Origin of the sequence: Microbispora hainanensis, from assembly GCF_036186745.1 — a bacterium.
GTDB lineage: Bacteria > Actinomycetota > Actinomycetes > Streptosporangiales > Streptosporangiaceae > Microbispora.
In genome coordinates this window covers 4,925,307-4,941,022 of the sequence record NZ_CP108086.1, presented here as the reverse complement: position 1 = coordinate 4,941,022, position 15,716 = coordinate 4,925,307, and the positions used below count along the sequence as shown (strand labels likewise).

Annotated in this window: 14 protein-coding genes; 5 read left to right on the top strand and 9 right to left on the bottom strand. The window is 70.6% G+C overall.

Going from position 1 to position 15,716, the window contains the following annotated elements; translation table 11 throughout:
* Positions 1 to 5: 5 nt before the first annotated feature.
* Together OHB01_RS23065 and OHB01_RS23060 are read right to left on the bottom strand one after the other, a co-directional pair.
* Positions 6 to 1,520 carry an MFS transporter gene (locus tag OHB01_RS23065; RefSeq protein WP_142645201.1) on the bottom strand — a complete coding sequence of 505 codons (1,515 nt, stop codon included), beginning with the start codon at positions 1,518 to 1,520 and terminating at the stop codon, positions 6 to 8.
* A 570-nt stretch (positions 1,521 to 2,090) separates the two neighbouring features.
* Positions 2,091 to 3,443, bottom strand: a complete 1,353-nt coding sequence (locus OHB01_RS23060; RefSeq protein ID WP_328853964.1) for an MFS transporter — start codon at positions 3,441 to 3,443, stop codon at positions 2,091 to 2,093.
* Between the two features lie 200 nt (positions 3,444 to 3,643).
* Here OHB01_RS23060 and panB point away from each other — a divergent pair, with 200 nt between their 5' ends.
* A complete protein-coding gene (gene panB / locus OHB01_RS23055) occupies positions 3,644 to 4,489 on the top strand; it encodes a 3-methyl-2-oxobutanoate hydroxymethyltransferase (protein WP_142644838.1) in 846 nt (281 codons plus the stop codon).
* A 51-nt stretch (positions 4,490 to 4,540) separates the two neighbouring features.
* Here panB and OHB01_RS23050 read toward each other — a convergent pair whose 3' ends face one another.
* Positions 4,541 to 5,719 (bottom strand): trans-sulfuration enzyme family protein, encoded by a 1,179-nt coding sequence (locus OHB01_RS23050; RefSeq protein ID WP_142644837.1) that lies wholly within the window; start codon positions 5,717 to 5,719, stop codon positions 4,541 to 4,543.
* A 113-nt stretch (positions 5,720 to 5,832) separates the two neighbouring features.
* Between OHB01_RS23050 and OHB01_RS23045 the strand changes: the two genes are divergently transcribed.
* Positions 5,833 to 6,165, top strand: a complete 333-nt coding sequence (locus OHB01_RS23045) for a hypothetical protein (RefSeq protein ID WP_142644836.1) — start codon at positions 5,833 to 5,835, stop codon at positions 6,163 to 6,165.
* Here the strand turns inward: OHB01_RS23045 and npdG are convergent.
* The gene (npdG, locus tag OHB01_RS23040) at positions 6,126 to 6,797 is read right to left on the bottom strand and encodes an NADPH-dependent F420 reductase (protein WP_142644835.1); all 672 of its coding nucleotides are present in this window, start codon (positions 6,795 to 6,797) and stop codon (positions 6,126 to 6,128) included. The genes OHB01_RS23045 and npdG overlap by 40 nt on opposite strands.
* Before the next feature lie 118 nt (positions 6,798 to 6,915).
* On the opposite strand from npdG, the gene OHB01_RS23035 reads away from it, so the two are divergent.
* Entirely contained in the window at positions 6,916 to 7,494 is a 579-nt protein-coding gene (locus OHB01_RS23035) for a hypothetical protein (protein ID WP_185948898.1), read from the top strand.
* A 172-nt stretch (positions 7,495 to 7,666) separates the two neighbouring features.
* Here OHB01_RS23035 and OHB01_RS23030 read toward each other — a convergent pair whose 3' ends face one another.
* Positions 7,667 to 8,629: a LysR family transcriptional regulator gene (locus tag OHB01_RS23030; protein WP_142644834.1), complete on the bottom strand. Its 963-nt coding sequence runs from the start codon at positions 8,627 to 8,629 to the stop codon at positions 7,667 to 7,669.
* A 104-nt stretch (positions 8,630 to 8,733) separates the two neighbouring features.
* Between OHB01_RS23030 and OHB01_RS23025 the strand changes: the two genes are divergently transcribed.
* The gene (locus tag OHB01_RS23025) at positions 8,734 to 9,024 is read left to right on the top strand and encodes a CBU_0592 family membrane protein (RefSeq protein WP_142644833.1); all 291 of its coding nucleotides are present in this window, start codon (positions 8,734 to 8,736) and stop codon (positions 9,022 to 9,024) included.
* A gap of 189 nt (positions 9,025 to 9,213) precedes the next feature.
* On the opposite strand, the gene OHB01_RS23020 is transcribed toward OHB01_RS23025, so the two are convergent.
* Entirely contained in the window at positions 9,214 to 9,390 is a 177-nt protein-coding gene (locus tag OHB01_RS23020) for a hypothetical protein (protein ID WP_185948897.1), read from the bottom strand.
* A gap of 43 nt (positions 9,391 to 9,433) precedes the next feature.
* Between OHB01_RS23020 and map the strand changes: the two genes are divergently transcribed.
* Positions 9,434 to 10,282 (top strand): type I methionyl aminopeptidase, encoded by an 849-nt coding sequence (gene map, locus OHB01_RS23015; RefSeq protein ID WP_142644832.1) that lies wholly within the window; start codon positions 9,434 to 9,436, stop codon positions 10,280 to 10,282.
* 274 nt (positions 10,283 to 10,556) lie between these two features.
* Here the strand turns inward: map and OHB01_RS23010 are convergent, their stop codons facing one another.
* From OHB01_RS23010 to OHB01_RS23000, 3 genes are all read right to left on the bottom strand, one after another.
* On the bottom strand, positions 10,557 to 12,551 hold the full coding sequence (locus OHB01_RS23010; protein ID WP_260616992.1) for a bifunctional copper resistance protein CopD/cytochrome c oxidase assembly protein: 1,995 nt from the start codon (positions 12,549 to 12,551) through the stop codon (positions 10,557 to 10,559).
* A complete protein-coding gene (locus OHB01_RS23005; RefSeq protein WP_142644830.1) occupies positions 12,548 to 13,120 on the bottom strand; it encodes a copper resistance CopC family protein in 573 nt (190 codons plus the stop codon). Before OHB01_RS23005 ends, OHB01_RS23010 begins: the two co-directional genes overlap by 4 nt.
* 296 nt (positions 13,121 to 13,416) lie before the next feature.
* Positions 13,417 to 14,709 carry a helix-turn-helix domain-containing protein gene (locus OHB01_RS23000; protein WP_142644829.1) on the bottom strand — a complete coding sequence of 431 codons (1,293 nt, stop codon included), beginning with the start codon at positions 14,707 to 14,709 and terminating at the stop codon, positions 13,417 to 13,419.
* Between the last annotated feature and the right edge of the window lie 1,007 nt (positions 14,710 to 15,716).

Here is a 15,716-nt window from a genome sequence, read left to right as displayed (position 1 = left end):
CCAGTTCACACTACCGCCGCTTCCTTTTCGATCTCAGCCTTGTCGACCGCGGCGTTGACCGAAGCCTTGCCCGGCATCCAGCGGGCCACCACAAGAGTGCCGATGAGGGCGACGAGAGCCGAGCCGAGGGCCGCCCAGTGAACGCCCGTGACGAACGCGGCGTTCGCGGCGTCGAGCAGCTTCGCGCCCTGCGGGCCCAGGTTCTCCGCGACACCGGCCGCGCCGGAGATGGACTCGGTGACGACGTGGCGGAGCTGCTCCGGCAGGGCCGTGACCTTGTCTTCCATGTCGCTGCGGTAGCTCGCGGACAGGACCGCGCCCAGGATGGCGATGCCCAGCGTGCCGCCGACCTGCCGGACGACGTTGCTCATCGAGGAGCCCACGCCGGCCTTCTCACGCGGCAGCGCGTTCATGATGGCCGTGGTCGCCGGGGGCATGATGTTGGCCATCGCGGCACCCTGGATGAAGCCGAGGGCCAGCAGGACCCAGATCGGGGTGTCCACCTGCACGAAGGAGTAGCACGCCAGGGCCAGCGTGATGACGAGCATGGCCACCGTGCCGACGGCGCGGGCGCCGTACTTCTGCACCATGCGCGCGCTCTGCGGCGCGAAGATCAGCTGAGCGGCCGCGAACGGCAGCACGAGCGCCCCCGACTGCAGCGGCGAGTAGTTCCGGACGATCTGCCAGTAGAAGGCCAGGAAGAACATCACGCCCATGGCCGCGAAGAACACGAGGCCGACGGTGGCGATGGCGGTGGAGAAGCCGGCGTTGCGGAAGTTGCGCACGTCGAAGGCGGGGTGGTCGATCCGGCTCTCGTACCAGACGAACGCGGCGAGGATCGCGATGCCCAGCAGCGACGGCAGGATGACCGAGACGTCGGCGACGGTGCCGAGGTCGCTGATCCGGACGATGCCGTAGACGAGGGCGATCAGGCCGATGATGGACAGCAGCACACCGATCGGGTCGAGACCGGTCTTGTTCGGGTCCTTGGAGTCGGGCACGATCCCGGCGATCAGCGCGAGACCGATGATCACGATGGGCACGTTGACCAGGAAGACCGAGCCCCACCAGAAGTGCTCAAGCAGCAGGCCCCCCGTGATCGGGCCGATCGCCACGGCGATGCCGACGCCGCCGGCCCAGATGCCGATCGCCTTGCCCCGCTCGTGGATCGGGAAGACGTTCGAGATGATCGCCAGCGTGGCCGGCATGATCGCGGCCCCGCCGAGGCCCATCAGGGCCCTCGCCGCGATGAGCTGCATCGGGTCCTGCGCGTACGCGCTGGCCAGGGAGGCCAGGCCGAACAGGACCATGCCCGCCATGAGCATCCGCTTACGCCCGTAGCGGTCGCCCAGCACGCCGAAGGTGAACAGCAGGCCGGCGAACACCAGCGTGTAGGAGTTCATCGCCCATTCGAGCTCGCTCTGGGTCGCGCCCAGCCCGTGGACGGGATCGGCGATCGTCTTGATCGCCACGTTGAGGATGGTGTTGTCGAGGACGACGGCCAGCAGGCTGAACACCATCACACCGAGGACCTGCCACCGGCGTGGGTGCCCTGTATGAGCTTCTGCCGAAGCTTCCACTGATTCCCCCATGATTTCGATACGACCGAGTTTCGCAACGCAAGCGTAGCGCTGGTCATTCCGATACGCAACGGGACCGTTTCATAATCCGGATCGGTGCCGCCATATCCGCTGGTCAGTTGGGTTCAAGATGCTCGGCCGAGGCGCCGACCCTCGTGTCGCGCGTCCCCGGCGGCCGCGCCATCCGGCGCACCCGGAGGCGCGATGGCGTCTCTCACGGCCCCGCCGAGCAGGCGTACGCCACCCCGGAGCGGACCGCCCGCAGCCACCCGGAGCAGGCGGCGGACGCCTTCGCCGGCCGCCCCGAGGGACGACCGCGCCCCTTTTACATCAACGCGAGGGCCGGTTCTATTCCCACTCCGGGGCGTATTTCAATCCCCCGATCCGGCACGGTCCACACGCCGGCGGGAGGGCGCCCGATCCTGCTCCGGCGCCGGGGCACGCATCACGCCCGCTCCCCCGCCGGAGCACACACCACGCCTACCCCGCGCGCGGGAGTAGCCACCGCTCCTACTCGCGCGCGGCGGTGGGCAGGGGCGTCGCGGCGTCCGGCCCGGCCGCGATGTCCGCCCCCGGCACTGCACCAGGACCGCTCACACGCTCCGGCCCCGTCGCGATGTCCGCCCCGGCCGCCACGCCGAGACCGTTCGCGTGATCCGGCCCGGCCGCGTCACGCGATCCGGCCGGGACGAGGACGGCGACCGGGGCGTCGCGCCTGACCAGGGTGGTGAGCAGGGCCAGCGCCACACCGACCGCTCCGGACACGGCGAAGGCCCAGACCGGGCCATGGGCGTCCAGGAGCCCGCCCGCGAGGGGCCCGGCCAGGGCTCCTCCTATCGTCAGCGAGGTGCCGTGCAGGCCCATCGCCTCACCCCGCGCCGCCGCCGGGACGCGCCGGTTGACGGCGTCCACGGTGGACGACAGCGCCGGGGCGCACAGCAGCCCGGCCGGTGCCAGTGCCAGGCACAGCCAGCCCCAGCCCCCGCCGACCAGCCCCACGGGCACGGTCAGCAGCGCCAGGCCGCCCGCGAGCAGCCCGGGCGACAGCCCCCTGGAGAGCCCGCCGTACACGAACCCGCCGACGAGCGAGTACGCGCACCACAGCGCGAGCACCAGCCCGGTCCAGGCGGTCGCGCCGTCCGCCTTGAGCATCGCCACCACGCTCAGCTCGGTGGTGGTGAGCACGAAGGTGAGCCCGGAAACCAGGCAGAGCAGGGCGAGCAGGCCGGGACGCAGCCACTGCCGCCGGGGGACGTGGACCTCCTGCCCCGCCACCTCCTCCGCCGACCGCGTGGGCGGGTTGAGCAGATACAGCGCCACTCCCGAGCCCACCAGCCCGGCGGCCACGCCGTACATCGTCGCGGCGCTGCCGAACGCCGTCACGCTCGCGACGGCGAGGGCGGGCCCGACCATGAACGACAGCTCCACGCCCATCGAGTCGAGGGCGAAGCCGGTCTGGTGGTTCTCCTTCGGCACCATCGCGGCCACGCACTGCCGGATGGTCCCGAATACCGGCTGGCTGAACAGCCCGCCGATCAGCGCCCCCGGCAGCAGCACGGCGTACGGCATGGACGGCGCGACGCACCACAGGCACAGTTGCACGAGGGTCGTCACGACCATGACCGGCCGCAGCCCGCGCCGGTCGACGAACCGGCCGACGAGCGGCGAGCCGACAGCGGCGCCCGCCATGGAGGCGGTGCCGACCAGGCCCGCCTGGAAGAACCCGAGCTTCTGGTCGTTCACCACATGCAGGGTCAGCGTCATGCCGGTGCCGGTGAGGGGAATTCGCGCGATCATGCCGACCAGCAGCAACGCCCGCACACCCGGCAGGGCGAGCACCTGCCTGTAACGATCAAAAGCCATCGTGGTTCCTTACCTCCGCATGGCATTGTGCCGGGTGGCTCGGACATTTCTGCCGCCGGGTCGCCTCTTTCGTCCCTTTAGTCCCACTCGTCGGCGCCCGGATTACGGCGCCCGTATGGGGGTGTTCCAGCCCATGGCGGCATGCAATGATCTGACTGTCCGGGGACGCCACAGGGGCGCCACGAGGCCTGGAGGTAGCCATGTCCTCTGTTTCCGTTGTGTCCAAGCCCGCCCTCTACGGCGGGGCCGCAGGGCGCAGAGTCACCGTCCGCGACATCGCGGCGGCCAAGGAACGCCACGAGAAGTGGCCGATGGTGACCGCGTACGACGCCATGACCGCGCGAGTGTTCGACGAGGCGGGCATCCCGGTGATGCTCGTGGGCGACTCGGCCGCCATGGTCGTCTACGGCTACGACTCGACCCTGCCCGTCACGGTCGACGACCTCATCCCGCTCGCCGCCGCGGTCGTACGCGGCTCGTCGCGGGCGATGGTCGTGGCCGACCTGCCGTTCGGCTCCTACCAGGCCTCACCCCAGCAGGCCCTGGAGACCGCGGCCCGCTTCATCAAGGAGGCCGGCGCGCACGCCGTCAAGCTTGAGGGCGGCCACCGGGTCCTCCCTCAGGTGGAGATGCTCGTGTCGGCCGGAATCCCGGTCATGGCCCACATCGGCCTGACCCCCCAGTCGGTCAACGCCTTCGGCGGCTACCGGGTGCAGGGCCGCGGGCAGGCGGGTGACGAGATCATGGCCGACGCCAAGGCGCTGGAGCACGCGGGCGCCTTCGCCGTCGTGCTGGAATGCGTCCCCGCCGACCTCGCCCAGCGGGTCACCACGTCGCTGAGCATCCCCACGGTCGGCATCGGGGCCGGGCCCGACACCGACGCGCAGGTCCTCGTCTGGCAGGACCTCATGGGGCTCACCCCGCAGCCCGCGAAGTTCGTGAAGAAGTACTTCGACCTGGCCGGAGAGATGGACCGGGCGATCCGCGCGTACGCCGACGAGGTCGTCTCCGGCGCCTTCCCCCGGCCCGAGCACACCTACCGCTGACACCACGAAGGGCGGCCGCGCACGCCGCGGCCGCCCTTCCCGTGAAACCCCTCAGATCGCGTCGAGCGCCTGGGCGAAGTCGGCCCACAGGTCTTCGGCGTGCTCGATGCCCACGGCCACCCGGACCGTCCCCTCGCCGATGCCCGCCGCGGCCAGGCCCTCGGCGCTCACCGTACGGTGCGACGTCGTGGCCGGGTGGAGGATCAGGGTCTCCACGCCGCCGAGCGAGGGCGCGAGCAGTGCGAGCCGCACGTTGCGCATGAACGCCTCTCCGGCGGCACGCCCTCCGGCGAGGTCGAAGGAGAACACGCCGCCGAAGTCCGGCAGAAGCTTGGTGGCGAGCTCGTGCGACGGGTGGGACGGCAGGCCCGGCCAGTGGACCGCGGCCACGGCCGGGTGCTCGGCGAGCCGCGTCGCGAGCACGCGGGCGTTGGCGCAGTGGCGCTCCATCCGCAGCGGCAGCGTCTGCATCCCCCGCAGGGTCAGCCACGCGGCGAACGGGTCGGTCGTCGCGCCGAGCTCCACCGCGTACGACCACACCCGGCGATACACGTCCTCGGAGGCGAACACGGCGATCCCGCCGACGACGTCGGTGTGCCCGGACAGATACTTGGTCACGGAGTGCACGACGATGTCCGCGCCGTGCTCGATGGGGCGGCACAGGACCGGCGACGCGAAGGTGTTGTCGACCACGGTGAGGATCCCGGCCTCGCGCGCCGCCGCGCACATCCCCGGCAGGTCGGCCACCTGCGTCATCGGGTTGGCGATGGTCTCCAGATACAGCAGCTTCGTCGTGGGCCGCACGGCGGCGCGTACGGCCTCGGGGTCGTCCTCCGGCACGCGGGTGACCTCGACGCCGAAGCGCTCCGCGAGGTCGGCGAGCGTCTGGGCGGTGGCGCCGTACAGCGCCGACTGGGCGATCACGTGGTCGCCCGACTTCAGCAGGCCGAGCAGCACGGCGTTGATCGCCCCCATGCCCGAGCCGGTGGCCACGGCGGCCACGCCGCCCTCAAGGCCGGCGACCGCCTCCTCCAGCGCCCGCACGGTGGGGTTGGAGAGCCGGCCGTAGACGTACGCCCCGTCGGGCCGCCCCATGCCGTCGGCGAAGACGGCCGGGTCGTCGAAGACGAATCCCGAGGTCTGGTAGATCGGCATGGAGATCGGCGTGCTGGCCTCCGGCGTGGGCCGGGGCAGATGGACGACGCGCGTTTCCGGATGCAAGGAGCTCATGGCGTCCACAATTACCTAGAAAGGCCGTTCTTGTCAGGTTAGACACCCGACGACCGGTTACGCGGCGAGCGGAGAAGGCGTCCGCCGCGGTCGCCCATGGCGAGGATGAGGGAATGGACGTCGGCTTCCTCCTCGTGCACAGCCCCTCCGTCGGCCCCTCGACCTGGACCCCCGTCGCCGAGACCCTGCGGGCGCGCGGGCACACCGCCGTGGTGCCGCGGCTGACCGGCGTGACGGCCGGTCCGCCGCCCTACTGGCCGCGGGTGGTGAGCGAGGTGACGGCGAGCACGCCACGCGGGCCGCTCGCCGTCGTGGCGCACAGCAACGCCGGGCTGTGCCACCGCCACGTGACACGCTTCTCCCCGTCCACGGCCGGCCGGCCGTCGATCAATCGAAGCGCGGATGGCTACACGTCGGTGACCCGGATTCCGGCGTGGGCCTTGTAACGGCGGTTGATCGAGATCAGGTTCGCGGTGAACGCCTCGACCTGGTGGGCGTTGCGCAGCCGGCCCGCGTAGATCCCGCGCGCGCCGGGGATGCGGCCGGCGAGCGCGCGTACGACGTCGGTGGCCTCGCGGTCGTCGCCGAGCACGAGCACGTCGAGGTCGATCTCGGCCACCGCGGGGTCGAGCAGCAGCACCGCCGACACGTGGTGGAAGGCCGCGACCACCCGGCTGCCGGTCAGCACCGCCGCCGCCTGCTGGGCCGCGCTGCCCTCCTCCACCGGCAGCGCGTACGCCCCCTGCTTGTCGAAGCCGAGCGGGTTGACGCAGTCCACGACGATCTTCCCGGCGAGCGGTTCGCGCAGGGACTCCAGCAGCGCCTTGTGCCCTTCCCAGGGCACCGCGACGATCACGACGTCCGCCTCGGCCGCCACCTCGGCGTTCGCGGCACCGCGTACGCCGATCTCGCGGGCCGCCTCCTGCGCGCGCTCGGCGCTGCGCGAGCCGATCAACACGGTATGCCCGGCCAGCGAGAACCGGCGGGCCAGTCCCTTGCCCTGGTCGCCGGTGCCGCCCAGGATGCCGATGGTCAGCGCGGAGACGTCGGGCAGGTCTGCGGTGGTGTGCTCAACCATGAATCAGATCATGCCAGCAGGTCGTCGCGGCGTCCCCACCGGCTCTCGCGAGGGCGGTCTTCGAAGTACGGACCCGATTGGCGGGACTCACGCGTTCATGTCAGGCACCATAACGGTCATGGACGCCGCATCGGTGAACCTGCTGCGCGAGGTGCTCGCCTCCACCGGATGGCTCGAACGCACCCGGGAGCTCGGTCTGGCCCTGCGGGCCACCCGATCGCCCGGAGGGCTTCTCGTGGTCGGCACCCCCGAGGACGAGCCGTGGCACGTCACCGCCCACCTGTCCGACGAGGCCCGGCTGTCGGGGCTCGCACAGCTCTCCCCCACGCTGGTCCGCTGGGCGCCGCCACCCGGCGCGCCCGCCCATCTGCGGGTCGGGATGGAGCGGCTGCGGAGCGCCGGCCGGGGCGAGACGCTGTTCGTGGTCGCCGAGCAGCGGGCGCCCGTGCCCCTGCTCGAACGCGTGGACGACGCCCGCCGCACCGGCGCCACGATCCTCGCCATCGACGGCGGCGACCCCGAGCTGGAGTCCCTGGCCCACGACTCAATCGCCATACCGGCCGAGGGGGCCGTCCTGAGCTTCGACGCGGCGCAGCACCTGGTGAGCAGCGCGGCCGGGGAGGTGCGGCGGCCCGGCCTGCGGGAGCGTCTCGCCCGCCTGGCCGAACGGATCACCGGCCCCCACGTGAGCGACTGAGGCGTCCGGCGACCGGCCGGCCCGCGACAGGCCAGGACGCAGGCGGTGCGGTCAGGACGCGGGCGAGCCGAGCGGCGCGGCGGGCGGCAAATCACGAAGCGAGCGGCGGCTCAGGCCGTGGGCGGCAGGTCAGGACACGGGCGAGCCGAGCGGGGCGGCGGGCGGGCGTCGGTCAGGACGCGGGCGACGAGTCGATCGGGGCGCGGCTGAGCTCGCGCACGCGCCGGTCCACCGCGTCGGCCACCTCGCGCAGCACCTCGATCACCACGGCCTGCATGGCGTCGGGCTCCCCCGACGTCGTACGGCTCACCCTGGTCAGCGCCTCGATCCTGCGGGTGCCCACGCCGCGGATGCCGGTGACCACCACCTCGCCCGGCGGCACGTCGAGCAGCGCCAGCGACGGCACGATCGCCACCCCGTGCCCCGCCGACACCAGCCCGAGCACGGGCGGGAACTCCGCGATCAGGTGCACGCGGCGCGGGACGAACCCGTGGAGCTGGGCGAGCCGTTCGAGCGCCTGCCCGCACGCCTGGTCGGGCACTCCCGCCACCCACGGCAGGTCCACCAGGTCGGCGACGGTGGCCGGCACCTCGTCCCACGACGGCGGGGCGACGATGCGGTATTCGTCGTCATAGAGGCGGTGCCGCGACATCGACGGCAGCGACGCGGCCGGCTGGCTCATGTCCCGTTCGGTCACGACCAGGTCCACGCCGCCGAGGCGCAGCTCCTGCACCGCGCCCGGCCCGAACAGCTCCTGGATCACCGGTGTGATCCGCGGGTGCCGTACGGCCAGCTCGCGCAGCGCGGGGACGAGCAGATGCCGGATCACGGTGGGGAACGCCGCGATGGTGACCGGCCCGGACAGCCGCTCGGCGAAGCGGTTGAGCTCGTGCCTCGCCTCGGCGAGCTGCTCCTCGATGCGCTCGGCGTACGCGGCGAGCACCCGCCCGGCGGGGGTCAGCGTGACCCTGCGCTGCGACCGGTCGAACAGCGCGAGGCCGACCTCCCGTTCGAGCTGGGCGAGCTGCTGGGAGACGGCCGAGGACGTGAGGTGCAGCGACTCAGCGGCCTTCATGACGCCGCCTCTGCGGGACACCTCGTGCAGGATCCGCAGCCGCCGCGGGTCGATTTCCATGCAGCAGATCTTATGTTCGGTTTAAGAATCCTTCACTTGCCCTACACTCTCCGCGGGCAGGATCATCGGGTCATGACCATGTGCGTGGATGGCGAACCGTCCTGATGTCCACCTTCATCACGATCATCGGCACCATGGGCGCCGTCGTCCTCCTGCTCGCGTACGCGCTGGTGTCGTCCGGCAGGATGTCCGCGGACGGGCTGCCCTACCAGCTGCTCAACTTCGGCGGGGCGGCCACCTTGATGATCAACAGCGCGTACTACTCGGCCTGGCCCTCGGCGGGCCTCAACCTGGTGTGGAGCGGCATCGGCGTCTGGACGCTCGGCCGGCTCGTCGCCCGCCGCGCGACGGCCCGGCGGCAGGCGGCCGAGGCCGCACCGGCGCCCGGACGGTGAAAGGGCGAACGAACAGGGCCCGGGTGAAGTATCGGAGGCAGGGCTCACGCAGACGTGCCGTGGCCTTGCCCATAACAGGTGCCGGAGGCCCGGGCATGGGTGAAGGTGCCGGAGGCGGGGCTCACGCAGAGGTGCCGAAGCCTTGCCCGACAGGTTCCTGAGGACCGGGCCCGGGCCCGTGTCAGGGGGTCAGTCGTCCCAGTCCTTGTCCTGCTCGGTCCAGCGCTTGTTGCGCTCGGCCGCCGTCTGAAGGGCGTTGGCGGCGGCGTCGCGGGAGTCATAGGGACCGAGCCGGTCCTTGTTCGGGCAGCCCCTCTCGGGCTCGACGCTCATGTGCTTCAGGCAGAACCACCATTGATCGCTCACGTCCTTAATCGTGCCCCCTTGACGCGCAACTAGACTTGGCCGCATGACCACGCTGCTCCGCCCCGGGCGAATCTCGCCCATTCGCAAGGTTCCCGCCCACATCCCCCGGCCCGAGTACGTGGGGAAGGCCGAGCCCAAGAAGGGCGGCAGCGACGTCCAGACCCCCGAGACCATCGAGAAGATGCGGATCGCGGGCCGGATCGCCGCGCAGGCGCTCGAAGAGGTCGGCAGGCACGTCGCCCCCGGCGTGACGACGGACGAACTCGACCGCATCGGGCACGAGTTCCTCTGCGACCACGGCGCCTACCCCTCGACGCTCGGCTACCGCGGCTACCCCAAGTCGCTGTGCACCTCGATCAACGAGGTGATCTGCCACGGCATCCCGGACGACACCGTGCTGCGCGACGGCGACATCGTCAACGTGGACATCACCGCCTACATCGGCGGCGTGCACGGCGACACCGACGCCACCTTCCTCGTCGGCGAGGTCGACGAGGAGTCGCGCCTGCTGGTCGAGCGGACCCGCGAGGCGATGATGCGGGCGATCAAGGCCGTGGCGCCGGGCCGCCAGCTCAACATCGTCGGCCGGGTGATCGAGGCGTACGCCAAGCGCTTCGGCTACGGCGTCGTCCGCGACTTCACCGGGCACGGCATCTCGACCTCGTTCCACTCCGGGCTCATCGTCCCCCACTACGACGACCCCTCGCTGTCGGTGACCCTGGTGCCGGGGATGACGTTCACGATCGAGCCGATGCTCACGCTCGGCACGATCGACTACGAGATCTGGCCCGACAAGTGGACCGCGGTGACCAAGGACCGCAAGCGAACCGCGCAGTTCGAGCACACCCTCGTGGTGACCGAGTCGGGCTACGAGATCCTCACCCTCCCGTAAGGACGTCGGAGCGGTTTCGTGGCGCTTCGCCGGTGTTTCCGGCGAAGCGCCACGGCGTCTTCCCGAGGCGTCGCGCAGGCGCCTGAGGCATCCCCAGGTGCTCCCACCGGCTGCGCTCCTGTGCTCCGCGAGGTGCCGCGTGGGTGCTTGAGGTCGCGGGCCTCGGCGGGGACACAGGCCCACGGCGGGGACACAGGCCCACGGCGGGGACGCAGACCGACGGCACGGACCTCCGGCTGCCGGTGGCCTATTCGGCGACCGACCACCGGCGGCCCTACTCGGCGGCCCTGTCCCGCCTGTTCAGCTTCGCCAGGTAGTCGTTGTAGGCGTCCAGCTCCGCGTCCCCCGTGCCGCCGGACTTGGCGGCCGCGGCGTCGGCCCTGCGGTCGGCACGGCGCGCGACGCGCTCGTCGTCGCGCCACCACTGGAAGCCGAGCGCGAGCAGCACGATCAGCGTGGGGATCTCGCCGAAGGCCCAGGCGATGCCGCCGCCCATCTGCTGGTCGACCAGCGAGGAGGAGCCCCAGGTGCGCCCGAGCTGGTCGTAGTAACTGGATGCCAGCACCGACCCCATGCTCATCAGGGCGATCCCGAAGAACGCGTGGAACGGCATGGTCACCATGAGCAGCAGCAGCCGCCCATAGTAGGGCAGCTTGTACGGCGCCGGGTCGACACCGATGATCACCCAGAAGAACAGCGAGCCGCTCAGCAGGAAGTGCACGGTCATCGCGATGTGACCGAGGTGCTCCTCCATCGCCGCGGCGAACAGCGGGGTGAAGTACAGCACGAAGGTCGACGCCACGAAGATCGCGGTCGCGATGGCGGGGTGGCTGAAGAACTTCATGATCCTGCTGTGCAAGATCACCATGAGCCACTCGCGCGGGCCTCGATCGCCCCGGCGGACGGCGGGCTTGAGCGCGCGCAGCGCCAGCGTGACCGGCGCGCCGAGCACCAGGAAGATCGGGACCAGCATCGACAGGACCATGTGCTCGGTCATGTGCACGCTGAACAGCACGGGCGAATAGCGCGCCACGCCGCTCTGCGTGCTGAAAACGAGGATGACGACGCCGATGTACCAGCTGATCGTGCGGCCCATGGGCCACCGGTCGCCCCGGCGGGCCAGCCGTACGACGCCCGCGCCGTACAGGCCGGCCATGATGACCGCGAGCACGGCGAAGAACAGGTCGAACCACCAGAGCGTCAGCAGGTTCGCGACCGTCAGCGGCGGCGGGATCAGGTAGCCGAGCAGCTCGAAGGCCCGGTCGACCGGCGTGTCGACGGGCGGCGGGGCGGTCCGGGACAGCGCCACGGCCAGGCCGATCGTCGCTCCCATCAGCAGAACCTCGCCGAGGGCGAGGCGGAGGAAGGCGTGCGGCTCCCCCTCCGACACCTTCGGCAGCGTACGGCCGCGGTGGCGCCAGCCGAAGAACCCGAGCACGCAGAACGCGATGATTTTGGCCAGCAGGAGCAGGCCGTAGCTTGAGGTGAACAGCTCGCCGACCGAGGTGAGGCGCGAGGCGGCGGCGGCGAGCCCGGAGACGCCGACGCCGACGAAGCACCACAGCGCCATCCGGGAGAAACGCGCGGCGGCGACGTCCAGGAGGGGGCGCCCGCGTAGCGCGTGCAGGCAGACCACCCCGAGGCCACCCACCCACAGGGCCAGGAAGAGCAGGTGCATGGCCACCGAGGTCGTGGCGAGACCGTGGTTGGGCGAGGAGGAGGAGTGCCCGGTGAGCGCGGGCGGCAGCAGCGTCACGAGCGCGAAGACCAGCAGGCCCCCGGCGGCGCCCGCCGTGATCGCGCCCCGGGCGAACAGCGCGATGGCGACGGCGAACAGCACGACCAGGGTCAGCGCGATGCCCTGCGGCACCTGGCTCGCATAGCTGGTCAGCTCGTTGCCGGCGAGGATCTGGCCCACCGGCGCGCCGAGGGTCTCCGACAGGCTGAAGACCAGGGCCACCGCCGCGGCGACCGCCCAGGCCAGCGCGGACCACGACGCGCCCTTCACGTAACTCTGCGCCTGTTTGCCGAGCAGGCCCTTGTCGTTGGGCAGGAACGCCGCGGCAGCCGTCAGAAGGCCCACGGTCAGGACGCCGGAGACGTCCATCCCGAGCTTCGACAGCGGCAGCATCCAGCGCGTCAGGGTGCCCTCGTCGGGCAGGCCGGGGATGATGCGCGGGGTCGCGGCACCGCCGAGCACCATCGCGACGACGAGTGCGCCGACGGCCGCGCAGAGCGCCGCGGCGGTCAGTCGTACCGTCCGGTTCACGGCTTCTTCCGCAGGCTCAGGAACATCCCGATGCCGATGCCGGCGATCCCGAAGATCACCGCCCAGGTCCATCCGGGGATGCCCTGCTGCCCGCCGTCATCGGCCTGGGCCGCGGGTGCCGTCGCGGGCGCGGCGGCCGCCGGCGCGGACGACGACGCCGGGTCGTCGGGGGCGGCCGCCGAGGTCGCCGCCCCGACGGACTGGTCGCCGACCACGGTGAACGGGATCTCCCCCTCAAGGGGGTGCCCGTCGGGTGACACCACCCGCCAGGCGATCGTGTAGCGACCCGGGGGAACCGGCTCGGTCACCGCCTCGGTGACCTTGGGCCCGTCGACGACCGGCTCGCCTTTCTCGTAGCGTTTGCCGTCCTCGCCGCGGACGACCACGACCGGGAACTGAACGGAGTCCGCGAACTCGAGCGTGACCTTTTGCAAGGTCTTGACCTGCGCGTTCTTCTGCGGGTCGCTACTCTTGAGCGAGGTGTGCGCCTGAGCGGGCAGGGCCGGCGCGACACACAGCAGGAGAGCCGCCAGGAGCGCGGTGAAGGCGGCGAGGAAGGGTCTCTTCATGGCACTTCCCAGGCTACCGACCTGGGGGTCCGGTCCATACCTCGCACCGGAAGACTGGGGATGACCCGGAAAAGAGCCTGATCACGCCATCGTCGGCCTTGCATGCCTACCGGCTCCGCGATCCGGCGAGCGGGGCCGGCCGATCCGCTCGCGGGCCGCGTTCGTCCTTGTGATCCGCGCGTTCGCGAGCCCTTGTGGTCCACGCGCTCGTCACCCGAGACGCGAGCCGGGCCGGGGGCGAGCAGCCCCCGGCCCGGCAGAACCCGTCCTTGTGAGCCCGATACCCGCGTGCGCGGTCAGAGCTCGACGCAGGCGAGAGCGCGCTGGTAGGCGGCCACGCTCTGCTCGTCCTCGCCGATCCGCCGGCGCATCTCGGCGATCGTCATCCAGTCCTCGGCCGCCTTCCGCGTGGCCAGTGCGTTTTCCAGCCACTGGCTCACCGTGTCCAGCTCCGCGGCCGCCTCCTCATCCTGGTGGAGCATGAAACGTGCCTGGCTGAGGATCAGTGCGGCCCGTGTCTCAAGCCACCCCGAGGTGCCGCGCACCAAGTCGACGGCGGCCTGCGCATACTCGACGGCCCGCTGGGGGTGGTGGAGGGCGATTTCGGCCCATGCGAGGTCGAGAGCACCCTGCGCTCTGTCGAAGGCGCTGGTAGCGGCACCTTCCATGTCCCGCTGCGCCCTGAGCAGGAGGTCACGTGCCTTCTCCGACTCCTCGGGATGCAGCCGCAGCACCATGTTCGCATGCGTCTGCCGGAGGCGTGCCAGGTTGCGTGGCTCACCGGTCTCGGACTGGATCGCCAGCGCACGCTCGATCAAGGCGAGGGCCTCCTCCCCGCGTCCCGCCCGCTCGGCCACAAGAGCGGCGTTCCAGGACGACGCGACCGTGGCACGGGGGGTTCCCAGGGCTTCCGCCGCCGCGATCAGTTCGGCGGCGAAGTGCCCCGCCCGCAGCAGGTCGCCCCGCGCCAGGTAGACGCTCAGCAGTGTCGCGCCGAGCTCCACCAGAGCGTCGCTCCAACCGGATCGGGACAGGCTCTCCAGGGCACGCTCGCCCACCTGGACGGCGGCCGAGTAGTCGCCCCGCTCCCGATGGCACCGGCACAGCGCCAGGGCCACGGCGATCTTGCGGTCCTGCGTCATCGTCTCCGCCTCGGCCTCGCCGAGCTCCTGGAGAACGGAGATGGCCTCGGCAAGCTCACCACAAGCCTCCGAAGCCAGCGCGTAGCCGTAGCGTGCCTCCACCCGCAGCGAGGCGAGTCCCTGGAGGTTGCCGTCGGCGAGCAGCTCGGCATACCGGCGGCGGGCCTCGGCGACATCGCCGTTCTCCAGTGCCATGCGGGCGAAGCTGAGGCCGACTTCCAGGTCTTCCATCTGCTCGGCGGTGACGCCGTTGACGAGGTAGGTCAGCGAGCAGTCCAGCTTCTGCGCAAGCAGTTCGAGAACCGCAGGAGTGGGCGTGCGCTTACCACTTTCGATCAGTGATACATAACTGTCGGAGAGTTCGGGATGCGCCAACTGCGCTTGCGAGAGCCCGCGCTGACGACGAATCGCCTTGATGCGCTGTCCGACCAGATCTTGCGCCGCCATTGGCAACTCCTGCAATATTGTAGGCCCGGCAGTCTGAGCTGATGGGAGATCCACCGTGCGCCGCCTTGCCCTACCCGTTCTTACCGTCATCATTTCTGCCATACTGGCCGTTGGTGGCGATGTTACGCCAGCGAGCGCTTCCCCGTCTCCTACGGAGGCGAAAAATCTGCTTCTTCGGCTGGAGTGCTGCTGATCGAAGCCGCCTGGTAGCCGCGCCGGGGCGCCACAGAGGAACACCAGGAAGCACTCCGCAACATCCATGCGCCCCCTCTGGCTCCCCGGCCGACAGTGGCGCCCTCACCCAATATTAATCAAAATTTCTGAAGCCGCTTCGATTCAGGCATCACTATTTTATCTTGCATTCGAATCGGCCGCCCCCGACACACCCTCAATGTTCGCCAAACGAAAAGCCTCCATTCCGGCGAGCCGGATTCATTTCCGGATACAATTTCCACAGACTCGGAATATGACGCTCGACCAATGGATCCGGAATTGCGAGTCGGCCGGTTCGAGCCCAACATTCTGATTGATCGACATGGCGACAGACGCCGGACCGCGCCTCGGGCCGCCCCCCAGTCCACCGCCCTCCCCAGGCCCGCCCGTGGCGGGCTCGGCGCGATGCCCGCCCGGCTCTACCCCGAGTTCGCAGGGCGCAGATCCCCTCTGTTTCATAGGTCCATCAGACTCGGACAGGACGGAACGCCATGCCGTCCATGCCCGGGCGGCGCGGCCGTCGCCGGGGGCTTCCCTCCCCAAGTCAGCCCGTGACAAGCGTGAGCTCGGGCCCTACACATATCTAGACAAAATCTAGATACATGATGGCATATTGAAGCTTCTGCCGATTCAGGCCCAACGATGTGCCCGTAGCCGGCGTCACGGGGATGACTTCTTATTGCAGTAGCTGTACAAGAACGTCGAGGGACGCACCGATGGCCTGGTCACCAGGCTACGCGCACCGGCCTCCCAAAAGGGCTGGGCGATGCACTCAACGCGTCGGCGCCGTCACC